This is a genomic window from Gordonia metallireducens (genome assembly GCF_021245825.1).
GTDB classification, from domain to species: Bacteria; Actinomycetota; Actinomycetes; order Mycobacteriales; family Mycobacteriaceae; genus Gordonia; species Gordonia namibiensis.
The window spans coordinates 1-18,338 of the sequence record NZ_JAJQJP010000005.1; the positions used below are offsets into that span (position 1 = coordinate 1).

Genomic DNA, 18,338 nt, shown 5'->3' on the forward strand with positions numbered 1-18,338 from the left:
CGTTTTTCTACGGAGAAGCGACCAGGTGTGTGGGTGGGTAGGGGAGCGTCCTGCATCCGTGGAAGCCACAGAGTGATCTAGTGGTGGAGGGTGTGGGAGTGAGAATGCAGGCATGAGTAGCGAAAGAAGAGTGAGAAACTCTTCCGCCGAATGACCAAGGGTTCCTGGGCCAGGCTAATCCGCCCAGGGTGAGTCGGGACCTAAGGCGAGGCCGACAGGCGTAGTCGATGGACAACGGGTTGATATTCCCGTACCCGTGTATCCGCGCCCATGCTGAATCAGTTGTACTAACCATCCAGATCCCCCAGGAGCACCTTCGGGTGCCGGGTGGGGTGATGCATGGGACCTTGGCTGGTAGTAGGCAAGCGATGGGGTGACGCAGGAAGGTAGTGGGGCCAGTCAGTGGTTGTACTGGTGTAAGCCTGTAGGGCGTGTTCTAGGCAAATCCGGAACACATTGAGCCTGAGAGGTGATGCGTAGCCGTTGCGGTGAATTCCATGATCCTATGCTGCCGAGAAAAGCCTCTAGTGAGTTGGTACACGGCCCGTACCCCAAACCAACACAGGTGGTCAGGTAGAGAATACTAAGGCGATCGAGAGAACTGTGGTTAAGGAACTCGGCAAAATGCCCCCGTAACTTCGGGAGAAGGGGGACCCAGACCGGTGACGGTATTTACTTCCTGAGCTGGTGTGGGTCGCAGAGACCAGAGAGAAGCGACTGTTTACTAAAAACACAGGTCCGTGCGAAGTCGTAAGACGATGTATACGGACTGACGCCTGCCCGGTGCTGGAAGGTTAAGAGGACCGGTTAGTGGACTTGTTCCGCGAAGCTGAGAATTTAAGCCCCAGTAAACGGCGGTGGTAACTATAACCATCCTAAGGTAGCGAAATTCCTTGTCGGGTAAGTTCCGACCTGCACGAATGGCGTAACGACTTCTCTGCTGTCTCAACCACAGACTCGGCGAAATTGCAGTACGAGTAAAGATGCTCGTTACGCGCGGCAGGACGAAAAGACCCCGGGACCTTCACTATAGCTTGGTATTGGTGTTCGGTTCGGTTTGTGTAGGATAGGTGGGAGACTGTGAAGTGGGCACGCCAGTGTTCATGGAGTCGTTGTTGAAATACCACTCTGATCGTATTGGACTTCTAACCTCGGACCCTGATCGGGTTCAGGGACAGTGCCTGGTGGGTAGTTTAACTGGGGCGGTTGCCTCCCAAAGAGTAACGGAGGCGCCCAAAGGTTCCCTCAGCCTGGTTGGCAATCAGGTGTTGAGTGTAAGTGCACAAGGGAGCTTGACTGTGAGACGTACATGTCGAGCAGGGACGAAAGTCGGGACTAGTGATCCGGCACCGGCAAGTGGAAGCGGTGTCGCTCAACGGATAAAAGGTACCCCGGGGATAACAGGCTGATCTTCCCCAAGAGTCCATATCGACGGGATGGTTTGGCACCTCGATGTCGGCTCGTCGCATCCTGGGGCTGGAGTAGGTCCCAAGGGTTGGGCTGTTCGCCCATTAAAGCGGCACGCGAGCTGGGTTTAGAACGTCGTGAGACAGTTCGGTCTCTATCCGCCGCGCGCGTAAGAAACTTGAGGAAACCTGTCCCTAGTACGAGAGGACCGGGACGGACGAACCTCTGGTGTGCCAGTTGTCCCGCCAGGGGCACCGCTGGTTAGCTACGTTCGGAAGGGATAACCGCTGAAAGCATCTAAGCGGGAAGCCTGTTCCAAGATGAGGTTTCTCACCCTCTTTGCAGGGTTAAGGCCCCCTACAGACCATGGGGTTGATAGGCCAGAACTGTACGCACAGCAATGTGTTCAGGTGACTGGTACTAATCGGCCGAGGACTTACCAACAACACCCACACACCACAGAAACCCGTTTTTCTGGTGTGTTCGCATCCACTATGACACTTCTGAAACAACACACAAACAAACAAATGACCTGTTTGTTGGTTGTTTTATAGAGTTACGGCGGCCATAGCGGAGGGGAAACGCCCGGCCCCATTCCGAACCCGGAAGCTAAGCCCTCCAGCGCCAATGGTACTGCACCTTAATCAGTGTGGGAGAGTAGGACACCGCCGAACACAACATCCCATTGTGGCCCTACACGACATCAGTTCGTGTAGGGCCACAATGCATTCCACCGAACCCCCCGGCCGGCGAGGATGTAGAAAAAACTGCGCTTATAGCGCGCATACCTTCTACAAAACCCCCGGCGCCGGCCGGCCCATACTCCGGACATGAGAATGCCCCGCGACCTCCTGGCCGCGGGGCATTCGTCGTCTTACGTACTCAGCTGAGGTGATGGACCTCGGCCAGTCCATAGACAGGGGTGTCCAGACCCTCGTACCGGGCCTTCAGCTGGAGAGCCAGGTAGAGCGAGTAGTGGCGGGACTGATGCAGGTTGCCGCCGTGGAACCAGAGTCCCGGCTGCTGCGTCGGCTTCCACATGTTGCGCTGTTCGCCCTCCCACGGGCCCGGGTCCTTCGTGGTGTCCGACCCGAGTCCCCAGACCTTGCCGACGCGGTCGGCGACGTCCTGTCCCATCAGGTCAGCAGCCCATCCGTTCATCGATCCGAATCCCGTTGCGTAGACGACGACGTCGGCCTCGAGCTCGGTCCCGTCGGCCAGAACGACCGAGTTCTCGGTGAGGTGATCCAGCTGTCCCTGAACGAGCTTGATGGTTCCGTTGGCGATGAGCTCACTGGCGCCGACGTCGATGTAGTAACCCGAGCCGCGTCGTAGGTACTTCATGAACAGGCCCGAGTCGTCGTCGCCGAAGTCGAGCTTGAAGCCGGCGGCCTCCAGACGGTCGTAGAACTCTTTGTCCTGTTCGCGGATCTGGTTGTACACCGGCACCTGGAACTCGTGCATGATCCGATAGGGCAATGAGGCGAAGGTGAGATCGGCCTTCTTGGTCGTCATGCCCGAGGCGACGGCCTCCTCGCTGTAGAGACCACCGAGGGCGATCGAGCGCAGCGAATCGGACTTCACGATGTGCGTCGAGGAGCGCTGCACCATCGTGGCGTCGACTCCGTTGTCGACGAGCGCCTTGCAGATGTCGTGGGCCGAGTTGTTCGACCCGATCACGACGACCTTCTTGCCGGCGTAGGAGTCGGGACCCGGGTGTTGGCTGGAGTGATGCTGCTCGCCGGCGAAGATGTCCTGACCCGGAACCGTCGGTATCGAGGGCTTTCCGGACATACCCGTGGCGAGTACGAGCTGGGTCGGGTGAAGCGTCAGTCGCTCGCCGTCGCGGTCGAGTTCGACGGTCCACTGTTCCTGCTCCTCGTCGTAGTTCGCCGAGAGACAGGTGGTCTTGCTCCAGTAGGGGACCTCCATGACCTTGGTGTAGAACTCGAGCCAGTCGCCGATCTTGTCCTTGGGGGCGAATACCGGCCAGTTCTCCGGGAAGGGGAGGTAAGGGAGGTGGTCGTACCAGACCGGGTCGTGCAGGCACAGCGACTTGTACCGCTTGCGCCACTGGTCGCCGGGACGGTCGTGACGGTCCACGACGATTGACGGCACCCCGAGCTGACGGAGGCGTGCTCCGAGTGCGATGCCACCCTGTCCGCCGCCGATGACAAGGACGTAGGGCTGCGCGGTCCGACCGAGTTCGCGTTCCTCGTCGGCCTTCTTCTCCGCCCACGAGCGGATGTCCGGATCGGAGCCGTGCACGGCACCGAGCACGCGGGTGGGGCCGCGGTTCTCCTCGTAGCCCTTCAGTTCCTGCATCGTGGTGAGGAGTGTCCACGCGCGGTCGATGCCGTCGGCGTCCGGGCGGATGCGTACATGCCCCTCGCAGCGTCCGACAGCGGTCTCGAAGGATAGGAAAGCCGACGCCACGCCGTCACCGTCGTCGGTGGCGGGCTCCGTCGTCGCGAAGCCTGCGGGGCGGGTGTCGGCCAGACGTGCGGTCAGCATGTCGCTGATCTGCTCGTGCCCCTCGACCGTCTTGATGTTCCAGGTGAAGGCCGTGAGATCGCGCCAGTAGCTGTCGGTGAGGAACGCACTTGTCGCACGCCCGACATCCAGCGCGGCCAGTGCAGCTTCGAACTCGGCCAGCCACGCGTCGACGCGCTGCTGTGGGGTGCGGCCGGTGCTGACAACCGGCTCCATCGTCTGGGTCATCGTCTCTCCTCGTGCAGTTCGGGGGTGGCCGTCGATAGTGACGCGGGCCACAGTCTTGCTGAGGACAGCAGACGCCCCGTGTGCCCGCCGCGGCAAGGGTTGCAGTCCGTTGCGACCTGACCCCTCGTTGCACCGGTTCTGTGATGAGGCGCACAATCGTCGTGATGACGATTTCCGACCATGTCTCCGCTCTGGAGCCTGCCGTTCAGGCGGGCGACGATCCGCGGGAGTTCGCCCACGTCCTGAGCGCCGTCCATGACGCGGCGATGTCGGGTGGGCGGATGCCGGCTCGTCCACGGGCGGTCATCGACGACTCATGGCAGCGGCTTCGCAGGGCAGGACTCTCTCCGGACGCCGACACCGCGGTCGAGCGGGGCCTCGACTTCGAGGAACTCGAAGAGCGGCGACGTCAGTCGGGACTGCTCGAGGTCGTCGACGAACTCGCGCGCAGCTTGGACTCCCTCATCGCCGACGGGGACAACATCCTGGTCATCGCCGACGCGCGGGGGCACGTGCTGTGGCGTAGTGGGTCGTCGAAGGTGCTGCACCGTGCTGATCAGCTGGGGTTCATCGAGGGCGCCGACTGGGCCGAGGGATCGGTGGGCACCAACGCGATCGGCACCGCCCTGATGTCCGGCAGGTCGATTCAGGTGTTCTCCGCCGAGCACTTCGTCCGGAGTCATCATTCCTGGACGTGCACCGGCGCACCGATCAAGGACCCGCGAACCGGGGACATGCTGGGCGTCGTCGACGTCAGCGGTCCGGCTGCGACGATCCACCCGACCACGCTGGCTCTCGTGCATGCGGTGGCCCGATTGGCGGAGTCGCAGCTGCGGGAACAGCATCACCGCCGGCTCGACTGCCTCCGCGCGGTCGCCGCGCCGATTCTCGCCCGCTCGCCGGGGCCGGCGCTGGCCGTGGACGTGGACGGCTGGGTTGCGGCCGTCGACGCGGTGTCTCCGCGATCGCGGCTGCTCCTGCCACGCGGCGTCGGTCCGGGCCGATCCTTCTTCGGTGCACTCGGCGAATGCGACGTCGAGGCGCTACCTGGTGGCTGGCTCGTGCGCGTGGCCGACGCCGCGGATGCGTCGACGACGCGGGTCTCGATGCGCACGGTGATGACCGCCGCCGGAGGAGAGTGCGTCGAGGTCTCGGTCGAGGGAGCCAGCGGCGGCTGGACCCACCGGTGTTCGCCTCGCCACGGCGACATCCTCACCTATCTCGCCCGACACCGCAGCGGGGTCACCGCGGCGCAGATGTCGACCCACCTCTTCGGCGTCGACGACCGGACGGTGACCGTCCGCGCTGAGATGTCGAGGCTGCGCAAGCGTTTCGGTGGCCTGCTGATGGCGGGACCGTACCGCTTCGCCGACGGCGTCGAGGTTCGTCTGGCCGCCTGACAACCACTCCCTGAAAAGCGCCCCTGAAGTCGACCCGCGGTAGCTGCACGGCGGACATAATCGTCGTCGACGGCTCTGTTGCGGGTGCAATTCAGGGGCGGATCCCAGGGGCGGATTTCGGCGGCGCCTGGTCAGTCGTACTCGGCCAGGACCAGTCCCCGGTCGTAGGCGTAGACGATCGCCGCGGCGCGGTCCCGCAGGTCGAGCTTGGTGAAGATGTGGTTCACGTGAGTCTTCACCGTCACCTGCGAGATACCCAGGGCCGAGCCGATTTCCGCGTTCGTGAGACCGCGTGCGATCAGACGGAGGACATCGGTCTCGCGGTCGGTCAGGTCCGGCGCGGTCGAGGGCTGTTCGCGCCCGGCCCGCCGGAAGCCGTTCAGGACACGTTCGGTGACGGCGGGGTCGAGGAAGGCGCCGTCGCGGACCACGGCCCGGACCGCCCAGATCAAGGCCTCCGCAGCCGAGTCCTTCAGGATGAAACCGGCGGCGCCCGCGCGCAGTGCGCCGGACAACAGCTCGTCGTCGTCGAAGGTGGTCAGGATCAACACGGGCGGCGGTTCCCGGAGTGTCCGCAGCATCGTCGTGGCGGTGATGCCGTCGATATTGCGCATGCGCAGGTCCATCACCACGATGTCCGGGCGGTGCTCGGCGACCGCCGCGAGAACTTCGGAGCCGTCGGCACATTCGCCGACGATGTCGAAACCGTCGCGGAGCCGCAGGATGCGTCGGAGTCCGGTGCGGATCAGTTCCTGGTCGTCGACCAGCAGGACTCGGATCGGATCGGCGCCGATGTCGGTGGGCCCGGTGGCGGTCATACGCCGAGCCCGTCGGTCATGACCCGGGTCGGCAGCGAGGCCTGAACCTTCCAGGTTCCGTCGTCGTGGCGAGTCTCCAGGGTGCCGCCGAGTAGGGCGGCCCGTTGCGTCATGCCGTCGATCCCGGCGCCGTCGCGATCTCTAACCCGTCCGCCGAGGTGTGGGTTCTCGATGGCGACCTAGACCGAGTCACCCACGGTGACCTCCACCGTTGCCCGGTTGGCGGTCGAGTGTTTGACGACGTTGGCGAGGGATTCCTGTGTGATCCGGTACAGCGCAGCTGCGACCGGATCGGGGAGCGAGGCGAGGTCACCGTCGTGGCGGTAGGAGACGTGGATGCCCGCCTTCCGGTAATCGTCGATCAGTGCGGCGAGATCGCGATCGCCGGCCGGAGTCGTGGGCGGTTGCTTCTCGTTGGCGCCGAGCACGTGCACGATGGTCCGGATCTCGGACATGGCCTGACGGCCCTGGCGTTCGGCGTCGGTCAGTGCGTCGATCGCCTCGTCGACGTCGCGATCCTGTTCCAGGGCTCGCCGCGCGCCGGTGACGTTGAGCATGGTGATCGACAACGAATGCGCGATGACGTCGTGGATCTCCCGGGCGATGCGGCGCCGTTCATCGCTGGCGGCGCGATCGGCACGCTCACGAAGAACGCGGGCGCGGTTGTCGGACAGACGTTTCTGGATCAGCACCATGTATCCGATCAGCCAACCGCAGGCGACGCCCAGCGCGTACAACGCGGGGGACCCGAGCCCACCGAAGATGCCGAACGCCACGACCAACGCGACGCACAACACCGCGACGCGGATTCCGGTGCGCAGCGAGTACATCGCTGCACCGATGGCCGCCGTGAGGATCAACTGCAGGGGCGCGGCATCGTTGGGTACCGGGACCATCAGGAAACACAGAGTGCTCGCCAGCACCGTGAAGCAGACGTAGGACGACGGCGGCATGCTGAGATCGAGCGCGAGTGTCACGCACGCGAGCACGAGCCCGGCGATCACCCAACCGAGATGCTCGAACGGGTATCGCTGGGCGACCGAGACCACCGTGACGGCCACGCTCGCCGACAGGATGACCGCCGGGTACAGCGGCGGGTAGTCCCCGCCGGCCCGTTCGACCCGGCGCCGCAGTTCGGCGCCGAGAGCTGCTGTGAAGCTCGTCACCGTTCCAGGATAGGTCTGCAGCCCGTCGCCACCTCCGCCCGTCGATGGATTCTGTTCTCCACCCAGGGGTGGAGAACGGTTCATCCCGCGGCATGGCGAATCGGAGACGGCGTCTCCATAGCGTTGTGAGCAGCACTTTTCCACCATCAGAGAGAGGACGGGACGATGATGCTGCTCCCAGGAAGCAACGGCTCGCGATGGGTCGCGTCGCCCGCTGCATCGGAACCACAGGGGCTGTCCACGCGGCGGCCGGTGCTCGTCGGGATCTCCGGCAGTGAGGCGTCGCGCCGGGCGCTGAAGGCCGCGGTGAAGGCGACCGGCGGAACATCTGACGTGATCTTGGTCTGCGCCACACGACGCAGCCGGCGTGAGCAGGCTCCGACCGCACTCCACGATGCGCTCAAGGACGAGTCCTATCTGCTCACCGGGCAGGCGACGATCGCCGAGCAACTGCGGACCGCACGCGAACTGGCGATCTGGCTCGGTGCCCGGTCGGTGGTCACCCACACCGGCTTCGGAGAACCGGTGACCGTGTTGGAACACGCCGCCGACCGCTTCGGCGCCGGAACGGTCGTGCTCGGCACGGCGGGTGGGCGGCCCGGGTGGACGGCGCGAGCGCTCGCGCGACGCCTCGACGACGGGGTGGATCTCGTCGTCACCGACGGGGTGACCCATCACCGCCGCCGGGCCGCCTCTCGTGCGGCAACAGAGCGAACCGTAAGTCGAGCGTCGGGCTGGGTCGTGCCGCAACGAGGCGTCGCCGTGCGCTGAGTGCGTGACAGGATGTGCTCATGCACATCACCGATGAGGCGCGTCTTCGGGAGATCATCGGGGACCCGACCGATCTGGTCCGGAACAAGGTGCGGCCGACCCTGTCGGAGATCCACCGGGAATGGCTGGCCGAATCGCCGATGGTCTTTCTGGCGACCTCGGACGAACACGGTCGGATCGATGTGTCCCCCAAGGGCGATCCGCGAGGAAAGGTCGTCCACGTCGTCGACGACACGCGCATCGCCATCCCCGAGCGGCCGGGTAACAGGCGGGTCGACGGGTACCTCAACGTTCTCCGGAATCCCCACGCGGGCACGGTCTTCCTGATCCCCGGACGCGGAGACACGCTGCGGGTCAACGGCCCGGCCCGCATCGTCGACGACGGCGACTACTTCGACGACCTGGCGGTCAAGGGCAAGCGGCCGATCCTCGCGGTGGAGATCGATGTCGACGAGGTCTTCTTCCATTGCGCCAAGGCGTTCCTGCGGTCGGATCTGTGGAAACCGGAGAGCTGGACCCCCGACGTGCTGCCGTCGGCTGCGGCGATCACAAAACAGGTGATGCCGGAGGTCGACGAGACCGCGCTGGAGAAGCGGTACTCGGAGGAGAACTTCCGCAAGATCCTGTACTAGCCCTTCGACACGCCCCTCCGTCGGCTCCGGTGCTACCCGGGGAGCAGGGCCAGCTCTGCGGTGATCTCGCCCGCCGGCTGCAGCGGCAGCGTGTGGTGCGTTCCGCTGCCCAGGATCACGACCCGTGCGTCGGGCAAGGATCGCCGAACCCGCGCGGAGACGCGCTCGGAATCGTGTGCCCGACTGTGTGGCGCGAACATCGCGGTGACGTTCTTGCCGCTCTGTAACCTCGAAATCGCTTCTCGTGACGGGCGTTCGGGGACGATCATCCGGTCGGTGGGGAAGCGCGCACCGGCGCAATACATCTCGACCCAGATGTCGTCGAGGGACGCGTCACCGGTCTCCCAGGACAGGAATCGGCGCTGCCGGTCCGGGGTCGGGACGGTGAGGGCCGGTAACGCGTGGGCGAGGTAACGCAATCGCAGGCCGGCGAAACACGAGGTCGGATCGAGCAGGGCGAGTCGCTGCACACGTTCGTGGTGGACGCCGGTCGCGTAGGCCAGCGCGATCATCGCACCGTATGAATGGCCCACCAGGTCAACGGCGTCGACGCCGAGGTCATCGAACACCACATCGAGCCAGGTCAGCAGTTCGCCGGTGGAGCGTGGCCGCCCGGGGCCGGGGCGAGAACGGCCGGCGTCCCCGATGATGTCGATGGCGAGGACCCGGCGCCCCTCGGCCAGACGTCCGACGACGTTCACGTACGACGCGGACGTGGCGCCACCGCCTGGGAGCAGGACCAAGGGCGTGCCCGAGGCGCTGCCGTAGCTGTTTACACGTGTCACGCCGTGACTTGTCTCGACATCGATCGGGAGACCGCCCTCCCGGGGGATGAGCGCGTCGTAGGCGGCGAAGAACGTCCGCCCGTCGGGGGAGTCGGCGAAGTCCTGTATCGACGGTCGAGCCATCGGCACCTCCGGTATCTCGATAATCGAGAGACTAGATCATCGAGTGAGTGTCGTAAAGTGGCGCTGTGGCACATGACGACCTCGTCCATCGTCTGCGGGCGCTGACCCTCGAACTCGAGTTGCTCGGGTCCGAGTTCGCGGCGCGGAACGTCCTGCACGCGACCGATGTGCGTGCGCTGATCGCCCTGCTCGACCGGTCGCGCGCAGGAGAGGTTGTGACGCCCGGTTGGCTCTCGCGACACCTGGGCCTCAACTCCGCGTCGACGACCGCGCTGATCGACCGGCTGGAGAGTCGCGGCCTGGTCTCTCGGGCGCGCGACGAGTCCGATCGTCGGCGGGTCGCGCTTCACGCCACCGAGCAAGCCCAGGAGATGGGATGGGCGTTCTTCGGTCCACTCATCGGCCGGGTCCGGACCGTCGCCGAAGGTTTCTCCGAGGCGGAACTCGATACAGTCCGTTCCTTTCTCGACCAGGTCATCGGTGCGGTGGGAGAGTTGCGCGGGCCCTGATCCGAGGCGCGTCGACCGTTCATCGCGCGTGGGCGACCGGTCGGCGCAGGTCACGCGATCCGATTTGGTGTCCGACGTCACACCGATACGCTCTAGGGGCGGCGTGACACGTGAGGGTGTCCCGCCATGAGCGCGCGGACGAAAGGATGGCCATGGGCCAGTACAGCGAAGCATTCACGCAGGCCGTCGACGATCGTGAAGGTTTCTGGCTCGAGGCCGCGAAGGCCGTCGACTGGACCACCGAACCCACCCGCGCCCTTGACGACTCGGCCGCGCCGTTCTACCGCTGGTTCCCCGGCGGCGAGCTGAACACCTCGTACAACGCCCTCGACCGCCACGTCGCGGCCGGCCAGGGCGACCGCACGGCTCTCATCTGGGACTCGGCGATGGTCGGCGAGGTTCGCCGCTACACCTACGCCGAACTGCTGGACGAGGTGTCCCGTTTCGCGGGCGTCCTCGCGGCCCGCGGCATCACCGCCGGCGATCGCGTCGTCATCTACATGCCGATGATCCCGGAGGCCGCCATCGCGATGCTGGCCTGCGCACGGATCGGTGCCGTGCACTCGGTGGTCTTCGGTGGCTTCGCGGCACCCGAGCTCGCCACGCGCATCGACGATGCCGAACCGGTCGCGATCGTCACCGCGTCCGGTGGTCTCGAGCCGGGTCGTGCGGTCGAGTACCTGCCGATGGTGGCCAAGGCGATCGAACTGTCGGCCGACGCGCCGCAGACCGTGATCGTCAAGGACCGTCCGGAGATCGCCGGTTCCGCTGCCGATCACGACGGCTGGCTGGACTGGGATGCGGCGATGGCCGACACGCAAGCCGCCGATCCGGTACCCGTTGCCGCGACCGATCCGCTCTACATCCTCTACACCTCCGGCACCACCGGTAAGCCCAAGGGCGTGGTCCGCGACAATGGTGGCCATGCCGTCGCACTGACCTGGTCGATGAAGAACATCTACGACATCTCCGCGGGCGACGTCTGGTGGACGGCCTCCGACGTCGGCTGGGTCGTGGGCCACTCCTACATCGTCTACGCGCCGCTGTTCGTCGGTGCGACGACCGTGATGTACGAGGGCAAGCCGGTCGGAACCCCGGACGCAGGCGCCTTCTGGCGGGTCATCTCCGACCACGGCGTCAAGGCGCTCTTCACCGCACCGACCGCGATCCGCGCCGTACGCAAAGCCGACCCGAACGCCGAAGAGCTGGCGAAGTACGACGTGTCGTCTCTGCAGACGCTGTTCGCCGCAGGCGAGCGACTCGACCCCGACACCTTCACCTGGGCGTCGAACACCCTCGGCGTCCCGGTCGTCGACCACTGGTGGCAGACCGAAACCGGCTGGGCGATCGCGGCGAATCTCCGTGGCCTGGAACCGATGCCGATCAAGGCAGGTTCGCCCACCGTGCCGGTACCGGGTTATGCCGTGGGCGTCGTCGATGCCGAGGGCAAGCTGGTGGCAGCCGGGGAAGAGGGCAGCATCGTCATCGAGCTGCCGCTGCCGCCGGGGACGCTCGCCGGCCTGTGGCGCGACGAGGACCGCTACCGCAAGTCCTACCTGGCCGCCTTCGACGGTTACTACCTCACCGGCGACTCCGGTTACGTCGACGAAGACGGCTACGTATTCGTCCTCGGTCGCTCCGACGACGTGATCAACGTTGCCGGACACCGGCTTTCGACCGGAAGCATCGAGGCTGTGGTGGCGTCGCACCCGGCCGTCGCCGAATGCGCGGTCATCGGCATCCACGACGACCTGAAGGGGCAGCGGCCCAGCGGATATGTGGTGCTCAAGTCCGGCGTCGACATCGAGGCCGACACGTTGCGCAGCGAACTCGTGGCCAAGGTGCGGGAAGAGATCGGCGCGGTCGCGACCTTCCGCGACGTGACGGTGGTGCCCGCGCTGCCGAAGACACGGTCCGGCAAGATCCTGCGCAAGACGATGCGCCAGATCGCCGATCACGAGGAATACACGGTTCCGTCGACCATCGAGGACCCGGACGTGCTGACCGCGCTCGCAGAGCAGCTGAAGCGCTGACCCGATCGGGTGTGGCGGGTCGCCTTGTCCACGACCTGTAGGTGGCGGAGACTTGCCGGGTGCACTCAGACGAGCACGGCCCGGACACGCACGGTGAACTCCCCGTCGACCCCGACGAACGTCCGCTGCACCTGCGCGTGCACGCCCTGGCGTGGGTGTTCGCGGGCGGGCTGATCGGTACGGGCGTCCGGTACTGGGCGGCGGAGACGTTTCCCTCCGCTGAGGGGCACTGGCCGTGGGCGACCTTCGCGGTCAACATCATCGGTGCGTTCGTTCTCGGTGCGCTCCTCGAACTGCTCGCCCGGCTCGGGCACGACGAGGGATGGCGCCAGCGAGTGCGGTTGTTCGGCGGCACCGGCATCTGCGGAGCGCTGACGACCTACAGCACTTTCGCACTGGAGATCTCGGAGCTGACACGGGCCTCGGCGGTCACGACCGCACTCGCGTACGCGGCGGTCAGCGTCGTCCTCGGTCTGCTGGCGGCAGCCAGTGGTATCGCGCTCGCTTCGGCAATCGTGACCCGATGGGCACGACGTTGATCGCGCTGGCCGTCATGGTGGCGGGAGCGCTGGGCGCGGTGACGCGCTTCGTCGTCGACGGCGCGGTCAAGTGGAAGTGGCCGACCATCACACCGTGGGGCACCTTCGTCATCAACGTGAGCGGTTCGGCGCTGCTCGGCGTACTCGCCGGTCTCGTGCTCTTCCACGGTGCGCCGCACGAACTGCAGGCGATCATCGGGACCGGATTCTGCGGTGGCTACACCACTTTCAGCACCGCGAGCTTCGAGGTCGTCCGACTGGTGGAGAACAGGCAGCGGGTGGTCGCGGGCGCGTACGCGGTTCTCACCCTGCTCGTCTCGGCCGCCGCGTGCGCAGCGGGTCTGGCCGTGGTCTGGGCGCTCTGAACTCCCCGCGTCGTCAACGCAATTCGGCCCCGCCGTCCTCGATGAGGTGGCGGGGCCGAATGCTGTTGTGTCAGGCGCTCACTTGAGCTCGGCGCTGCTCTTGTTGAGCACGCGGCGGGCGATGATGAGGTTCTGGATCTGCTGGGTGCCCTCGAAGATGTCCAGGATCTTCGAGTCGCGCGCCCACTTCTCCACCAGCAGGCGCTCGGAGTAGCCGAGCGTGCCGGTCAGCTCGACCACCTTGTTGGTGATGTCGGTGACGGTGCGGCCGGCCTTGGCCTTCGACATCGACGCCTCGGTCGAGTTGGGCTGCTTGTTGTCGGCCATCCACGCAGCACGCATCGTGTGCAGGTAGGCGGCCTCGAAATCGGCTTCCATACGCAGGAACTCGGCGGCTGCGGCGTGCTGGTCGGCGGCCGGGCGGTCGTAGTCGACCTCGATGCCGGCCTCGTCGAGGATGCGACGGAGTTCCTCGAGGGCCGCACGCGCGACACCCACGGCCATACCCGCGACGAGGGGGCGCGTGTTGTCGAAGGTCTGCATGACCCCGCCGAACCCCTTCTTGGTGTCGACCTCGGGGGAGCCGAGCAGGTTCTCCTTGGGGATGCGGCAGTTCTCGAAGCGGATGACCGCGGTGTCGGAGACGCGGATGCCCAGCTTGTGTTCCAGGCGAACGACTTCCACACCGGGATGCTCACGCGGGACCACGAAGCTCTTGATGGCGGCACGGCCGAGGCTCTTGTCGACGGTCGCCCACACGACGATGTGGGTGGCGCGCGAGCCGGCGGTCACGAAGATCTTCTCGCCGTTGATGACGTACTCGTCGCCGTCAAGTGTCGCGGTGGTGCTCACCGCGGCCGAGTCGGAGCCGAAGCTGGGTTCGGTGATGGCCATCGCGGCCCACACCTTGCCGAACTGTTCGAGCTGCTCGTCGGTGGCGACCGCGGCGATCGCCGAGTTGCCCAGGCCCTGGTAGGGGATGGACAGCATGAGGCCGACGTCGCCCCACGAGGTCTCCATGACGTTCACGACGGACTGCATGTTGCCGCCGTTGACGACCTGGCCCTCGGCCTTCGGTTTGGCCTTCTTCTGCTGGCTGCGACCGCCATCGGCGCCCGCACCGGCCTGACCGGTCTCCGAGAGACCGTCGTAGAGGCTGGCCAGGGTGTCGAGCTCGACCGGGTAATCGTGTTCGCGCAGATCGTATTTGCGCGAGATGGGCCGGAAGATCTCCGCCGCCGCCTGATGTGCCTGATCGATGGTGACGTGCAGCTTCTTCGGGAGTTCGAGATTGATGCTCATGTCGGATTCCTTGGGTCAGGAGACGGTCTAGAGGACGACGATGCCTTCGCCGATACCCGCGCCACGCAGGTCGCGGTACCAGCGCTCGACCGGGTGCTCCTTGGTGAAGCCGTGGCCGCCGAGGAGCTGGACGCCGTCGAGGCCGATCTGCAGGCCCTTGTCGATGGTGAGTTTGCGGGCGAGGGCGGCTTCGCGGGCGAAGCTCAGGCCCTGCTCGGCGCGGGCGGCGCCACGCAGCGTGACCAGTCGGATCGAGTCGACCTCGGTGGCCATGTTCGCGACCATGAACGCCACCGCCTGGCGGTTGGAGATCGGCTCGCCGAATGCCTCGCGCTCGTTGACGTAGGGGATGACGTAGTCGAGGACGGCGCGCGCGGTGCCGGCGGCCAATGCCGACCAGCCCAGACGGGACAGGCGCACGACGTCGCGGTACGCGGCGTAGGCGGCATCGCCCTCGCCGGCGATCAGCGCCGACTCCGGAACCGCGACGTCCTGCAGGAGCAGGCGACCCATACCGGCGGCGCGGACGCCCATGCCGGGATCGGCCTCGACGATGAGGCCCTTGGAGTCCGATTCGACGAGGAACAGGGCGGGCTTGCCGTCGAGCTGCGCGCCGACGACGAACAGCTCCGACGACCCGGCGGCCGGGACGAACGACTTCACACCGTTCAGGCGGTAACCGCTGGGCACGCGGGTTGCCTTGGTGCTCAACGAGAATGCGTCGAACAGCGGCTTCGGTTCGGCGATGACGACGGCCGCCTGCGGCACGTTCTCGCCGGCGAAATCGGGCAGGTAGGTGCGCTGCTGGGCGTCGGTGCCGAAGTTGGTGAGGGTGGTGGCGACGCCGCTCGGTGCGAGCAGCGGCAGAGCCAGACCCATGTCGCCATAGGCCATCGCCTCGGCGACGAGTGCGTTGGTGACCACGCCACGCTCGGTGGCCGCGCCGTCGAAGTCCTCGGGCACGTTGATCATCGTGATGCCCAGCTCGGCCGAGCGCTTGACGATGTCCTCGGGCGCGGTGGCCGCGGCGTCGGCGTCGTAGGCGGCGGGGCGCAGGATCTCCGTCGCGAAGTCCTTCACCGTCTCCGCGATCATCTTCTGCTCGTCGTCGGGCGTGAGGTTGAAGTAGTCCTTGGGTGCGGTGGTCAGCCGCTTGGCGTCGCCCGAACCGCCCTGAACGGCCTTGAACGCGCGGTTCGCCGCACCGAGGGTCTGGAACCCGGTCTTGGTGGCCTGGTAGGCGACGCGGTTGATGGGCTCGCGGATCTTGTACTTGTCGGCGAACTCCGAACCCGTCACCGTCGACAGCACACGCATCGCGGTGCCGATGAAGTTGCGGGGATGCGGGTTTCGGCCGACTGCGGAGGTGTCGCGCGGTTCGGTGTGAGTTGTCATGATCACCAGCCGTTTCTTCGGAGTAGCCCCGGTCGGGGACTCTGCACAGGGTTTTGCGGACCGATCTTACTCGGTAGTAAGTCCAAACCTTACTCCGTAGTAAGAAGTTTGTCACCTACTCGTCCGACGCCGTCACACCGCCTGCGCGCTAGGCTGGCCGGGTGACCGTGGACGCCCGCTCCGACCTGCGCTTATCGTCGACCGGCGCAGTGGGAGCGGCGGTCGTCGGACTGGCCGGCGCCGCGGCTGTCGGAGCCGCCTGCGCGTTCACGCCCGCCGGTATCGCCGACGGTCCGGGAATCTGCCCGTTCGCGATGATGACGGGCCTGCCGTGCCCGGGGTGTGGGCTCACCCGCAGCTGGGTGGCGTTCATGCACGGCGACGTCGGGGCGTCGTTCCGCTTCAACGTCTTCGGCCCGATCCTGCTCGTCCTGACGATCGTCACCGTCGTCTTCGCGGTCGCAACCCTGGTGCGGCGGAGGCGTTCTCCGCTCGAGGGGTGGCGCGACGTCGTGCTGGGTCGTGCCGGCGCCGTCCTCCTGGGGGCGTGGCTGACCTACGGACTGGTGCGCATCGTCGACGCCGCGGCGGGCTGGGGGATCTTCCCGATCGTGGTGTGAAGAAGGCAGAGTGGATGCATGCAGATCACCCACTTCGGCCATTCCTGTCTGCTCGTCGAGATCGACGGGACCAAGGTGCTCTTCGATCCGGGCAACTTCTCGCACGGCTTCGAGGGCATCAGCGGTCTCGACGCCATCCTGATCACCCATCAGCACCCCGACCATTGCGATGTCGCCAAGCTGCCCGACCTCGTCGCGGCCAACCCCGACGCCGTCCTCTACGCCGACCCGCAGACCACCGCCCAGCTCAACGGCGACGACGTGGCCGGCGCCTGGACCGCGGCCCGCGGAGGTGACCAGATCGAGATCGGTTCGCTCACCGCACGATTCACCGGCGGCCGGCATGCGGTCATCCATCCGGAGATCCCGGTCATCGACAACGTCGCCTACATCCTGGGCACCGCCGAGAAGCCAGGACAGTTCATGCATCCGGGCGACTCGTTCTACATCCCCTTCGAACACGTCGACGTCCTCGCACTGCCCTCGGCGGCGCCGTGGATGAAACTCAGCGAATCCGTCGACTACCTCCGCGCGATGGCGCCGCGGGTCGCGGTCCCGATCCACCAGGCGGTCTTGTCCGACGCGGGGTCGGCCGTCCACTACGCCCGGCTGTCGGACATGAAGGACGACGCGACCGAGTTCAAGGTGCTCGACGAGGAGACCGGTACGGAACTGTAGGTCGGCCCACCAGCCCTTCGAGGCTCGTCGCTATCGCTCCTCGCACCTCAGGGAGCGGTGGGGGTGCCGCCGCTCGTTGAGTAGCCGAGGAGCGTGACGAGGAGACCGGTACGGAACTGTAGGTCGGCCCACCAGCCTTCGAGGCTCGTCGCTATCGCTCCTCGCACCTCAGGGAGCGGTGGGGGTGCCCCCGCTCGTTGAGTAACGGAGGGGCGTGTGACGAGGAGATGGGTACGGAGGTCTAGGGCCGCAGCGCGGCGAGCACCTCGTCGTGCAGGAGTCCGTTGGTCGCGACGGCACTGCCGCCGGCCGGGCCGGGGGTTCCGTCGAGTGCGGTGAACCGGCCGCCGGCCTCGCGGACCAGGATGTCGAGGGGTGCGAGGTCCCAGAGGGAGACCTCGGGTTCGGCGGCGATGTCGACCGCGCCCTCGGCGACGAGGCAGTAGTTGAAGAAGTCGCCGTAGCCGCGGACGCGCCAGACCTGATCGGTGAGATCGACGAAGCGGTCGCGGATGCCGCGGTCGGCCCAGCCGGAGAGGCTCGAGAAGGCCAGGCTCGACGACGACAGGTCGCCGACCCCCGACACCGAGAGTTCGCGGGCGTCCTCGCCGTCGAAACAGGTGTGGGCGCCGAGACCGCCGGCGGCCCACCAGCGTCGGCGCAGCGCGGGTGCGGACACCACGCCGACCGTCGGCACACCGTCGACGAGCAGTGCGATCAGCGTGGCCCAGACCGGGACGCCGCGCACGAAGTTCTTGGTGCCGTCGATGGGGTCGATGACCCATTGACGACCGGACAGGGCGGCGTCGCCACCGAACTCCTCACCGAGAACCATGTCGGCGGGTCGGCGGGCGGCGAGCCGTTCGCGGATGAGGGTCTCGCAGGCGAGGTCGGCGTCGGAGACGGGCGTGAGGTCGGGTTTGTCGTCGACGCGGAGGTCGACCGCTCCGAACCGGTCCATGGTCAGCGCATCGGCGGAATCGGCGAGCGACAGCGCGAGTTCGAGGTCGTCGTCGAAGCTCTGTGAGGTGCTTGGGTTCTTCGGACCGGAGTCGGCGGACATGCCCGGTAGGG

The 18,338-nt window shown here is 66.2% G+C and carries 15 protein-coding genes, 2 rRNA genes and 1 pseudogene; 11 read left to right on the forward strand and 7 right to left on the reverse strand.

Annotated features, from left to right (window positions below; genetic code table 11):
- Positions 1-1,851, forward strand: a 23S ribosomal RNA gene (locus tag LQD00_RS02085); the annotation flags it as partial.
- Between the two features lie 113 nt (positions 1,852-1,964).
- Positions 1,965-2,081 (forward strand): 5S ribosomal RNA (rrf, locus tag LQD00_RS02090).
- Positions 2,082-2,289: 208 nt separating this feature from the next.
- On the opposite strand, the gene LQD00_RS02095 is transcribed toward rrf, so the two are convergent.
- Positions 2,290-4,128 (reverse strand): flavin-containing monooxygenase, encoded by a 1,839-nt coding sequence (locus LQD00_RS02095; protein ID WP_232715467.1) that lies wholly within the window; start codon positions 4,126-4,128, stop codon positions 2,290-2,292.
- Positions 4,129-4,292: 164 nt separating this feature from the next.
- Here LQD00_RS02095 and LQD00_RS02100 point away from each other — a divergent pair, with 164 nt between their 5' ends.
- Positions 4,293-5,528, forward strand: a complete 1,236-nt coding sequence (locus LQD00_RS02100) for a helix-turn-helix domain-containing protein (protein WP_232715468.1) — start codon at positions 4,293-4,295, stop codon at positions 5,526-5,528.
- Positions 5,529-5,659: 131 nt separating this feature from the next.
- On the opposite strand, the gene LQD00_RS02105 is transcribed toward LQD00_RS02100, so the two are convergent.
- Both LQD00_RS02105 and LQD00_RS02110 read right to left on the reverse strand, forming a co-directional pair.
- Positions 5,660-6,346 (reverse strand): response regulator, encoded by a 687-nt coding sequence (locus LQD00_RS02105; protein ID WP_232715469.1) that lies wholly within the window; start codon positions 6,344-6,346, stop codon positions 5,660-5,662.
- Positions 6,343-7,512, reverse strand: a pseudogene (locus LQD00_RS02110) (sensor histidine kinase). The gene LQD00_RS02105 and the pseudogene LQD00_RS02110 overlap by 4 nt, the downstream one beginning before the upstream one ends.
- Before the next feature lie 165 nt (positions 7,513-7,677).
- Here LQD00_RS02110 and LQD00_RS02115 point away from each other — a divergent pair.
- Both LQD00_RS02115 and LQD00_RS02120 read left to right on the forward strand, forming a co-directional pair.
- Positions 7,678-8,283: a universal stress protein gene (locus tag LQD00_RS02115; RefSeq protein WP_232715470.1), complete on the forward strand. Its 606-nt coding sequence runs from the start codon at positions 7,678-7,680 to the stop codon at positions 8,281-8,283.
- A 20-nt stretch (positions 8,284-8,303) separates the two neighbouring features.
- Entirely contained in the window at positions 8,304-8,915 is a 612-nt protein-coding gene (locus LQD00_RS02120; protein WP_232715471.1) for an MSMEG_1061 family FMN-dependent PPOX-type flavoprotein, read from the forward strand.
- 32 nt (positions 8,916-8,947) lie between these two features.
- Here the strand turns inward: LQD00_RS02120 and LQD00_RS02125 are convergent, their stop codons facing one another.
- Positions 8,948-9,823 (reverse strand): alpha/beta fold hydrolase, encoded by an 876-nt coding sequence (locus LQD00_RS02125; RefSeq protein ID WP_232715472.1) that lies wholly within the window; start codon positions 9,821-9,823, stop codon positions 8,948-8,950.
- 65 nt (positions 9,824-9,888) lie between these two features.
- On the opposite strand from LQD00_RS02125, the gene LQD00_RS02130 reads away from it, so the two are divergent.
- The 4 genes from LQD00_RS02130 to LQD00_RS02145 all read left to right on the forward strand — a co-directional run bounded on the left by LQD00_RS02130 (position 9,889) and on the right by LQD00_RS02145 (position 13,269).
- A complete protein-coding gene (locus tag LQD00_RS02130) occupies positions 9,889-10,332 on the forward strand; it encodes a MarR family winged helix-turn-helix transcriptional regulator (RefSeq protein ID WP_232715473.1) in 444 nt (147 codons plus the stop codon).
- Positions 10,333-10,484: 152 nt separating this feature from the next.
- Positions 10,485-12,365: a propionyl-CoA synthetase gene (locus LQD00_RS02135; protein WP_232715474.1), complete on the forward strand. Its 1,881-nt coding sequence runs from the start codon at positions 10,485-10,487 to the stop codon at positions 12,363-12,365.
- 59 nt (positions 12,366-12,424) lie between these two features.
- Positions 12,425-12,904 carry a fluoride efflux transporter CrcB gene (gene crcB / locus LQD00_RS02140; protein WP_232715475.1) on the forward strand — a complete coding sequence of 160 codons (480 nt, stop codon included), beginning with the start codon at positions 12,425-12,427 and terminating at the stop codon, positions 12,902-12,904.
- Positions 12,889-13,269 (forward strand): fluoride efflux transporter FluC, encoded by a 381-nt coding sequence (locus LQD00_RS02145; RefSeq protein WP_232715476.1) that lies wholly within the window; start codon positions 12,889-12,891, stop codon positions 13,267-13,269. Before crcB ends, LQD00_RS02145 begins: the two co-directional genes overlap by 16 nt.
- A 78-nt stretch (positions 13,270-13,347) precedes the next feature.
- On the opposite strand, the gene LQD00_RS02150 is transcribed toward LQD00_RS02145, so the two are convergent.
- Both LQD00_RS02150 and LQD00_RS02155 read right to left on the reverse strand, forming a co-directional pair.
- Positions 13,348-14,571 carry an acyl-CoA dehydrogenase family protein gene (locus LQD00_RS02150; RefSeq protein ID WP_006865488.1) on the reverse strand — a complete coding sequence of 408 codons (1,224 nt, stop codon included), beginning with the start codon at positions 14,569-14,571 and terminating at the stop codon, positions 13,348-13,350.
- A gap of 27 nt (positions 14,572-14,598) precedes the next feature.
- A complete protein-coding gene (locus tag LQD00_RS02155) occupies positions 14,599-15,966 on the reverse strand; it encodes an acyl-CoA dehydrogenase family protein (protein ID WP_232715477.1) in 1,368 nt (455 codons plus the stop codon).
- Between the two features lie 161 nt (positions 15,967-16,127).
- Here LQD00_RS02155 and LQD00_RS02160 point away from each other — a divergent pair, with 161 nt between their 5' ends.
- On the forward strand, positions 16,128-16,586 hold the full coding sequence (locus LQD00_RS02160) for a DUF2752 domain-containing protein (protein WP_232715478.1): 459 nt from the start codon (positions 16,128-16,130) through the stop codon (positions 16,584-16,586).
- A gap of 18 nt (positions 16,587-16,604) precedes the next feature.
- Entirely contained in the window at positions 16,605-17,264 is a 660-nt protein-coding gene (locus tag LQD00_RS02165; protein ID WP_232715479.1) for an MBL fold metallo-hydrolase, read from the forward strand.
- Between the two features lie 241 nt (positions 17,265-17,505).
- Here the strand turns inward: LQD00_RS02165 and hisN are convergent, their stop codons facing one another.
- Positions 17,506-18,327, reverse strand: a complete 822-nt coding sequence (gene hisN, locus LQD00_RS02170) for a histidinol-phosphatase (RefSeq protein ID WP_232715480.1) — start codon at positions 18,325-18,327, stop codon at positions 17,506-17,508.
- Positions 18,328-18,338: the final 11 nt, after the last annotated feature.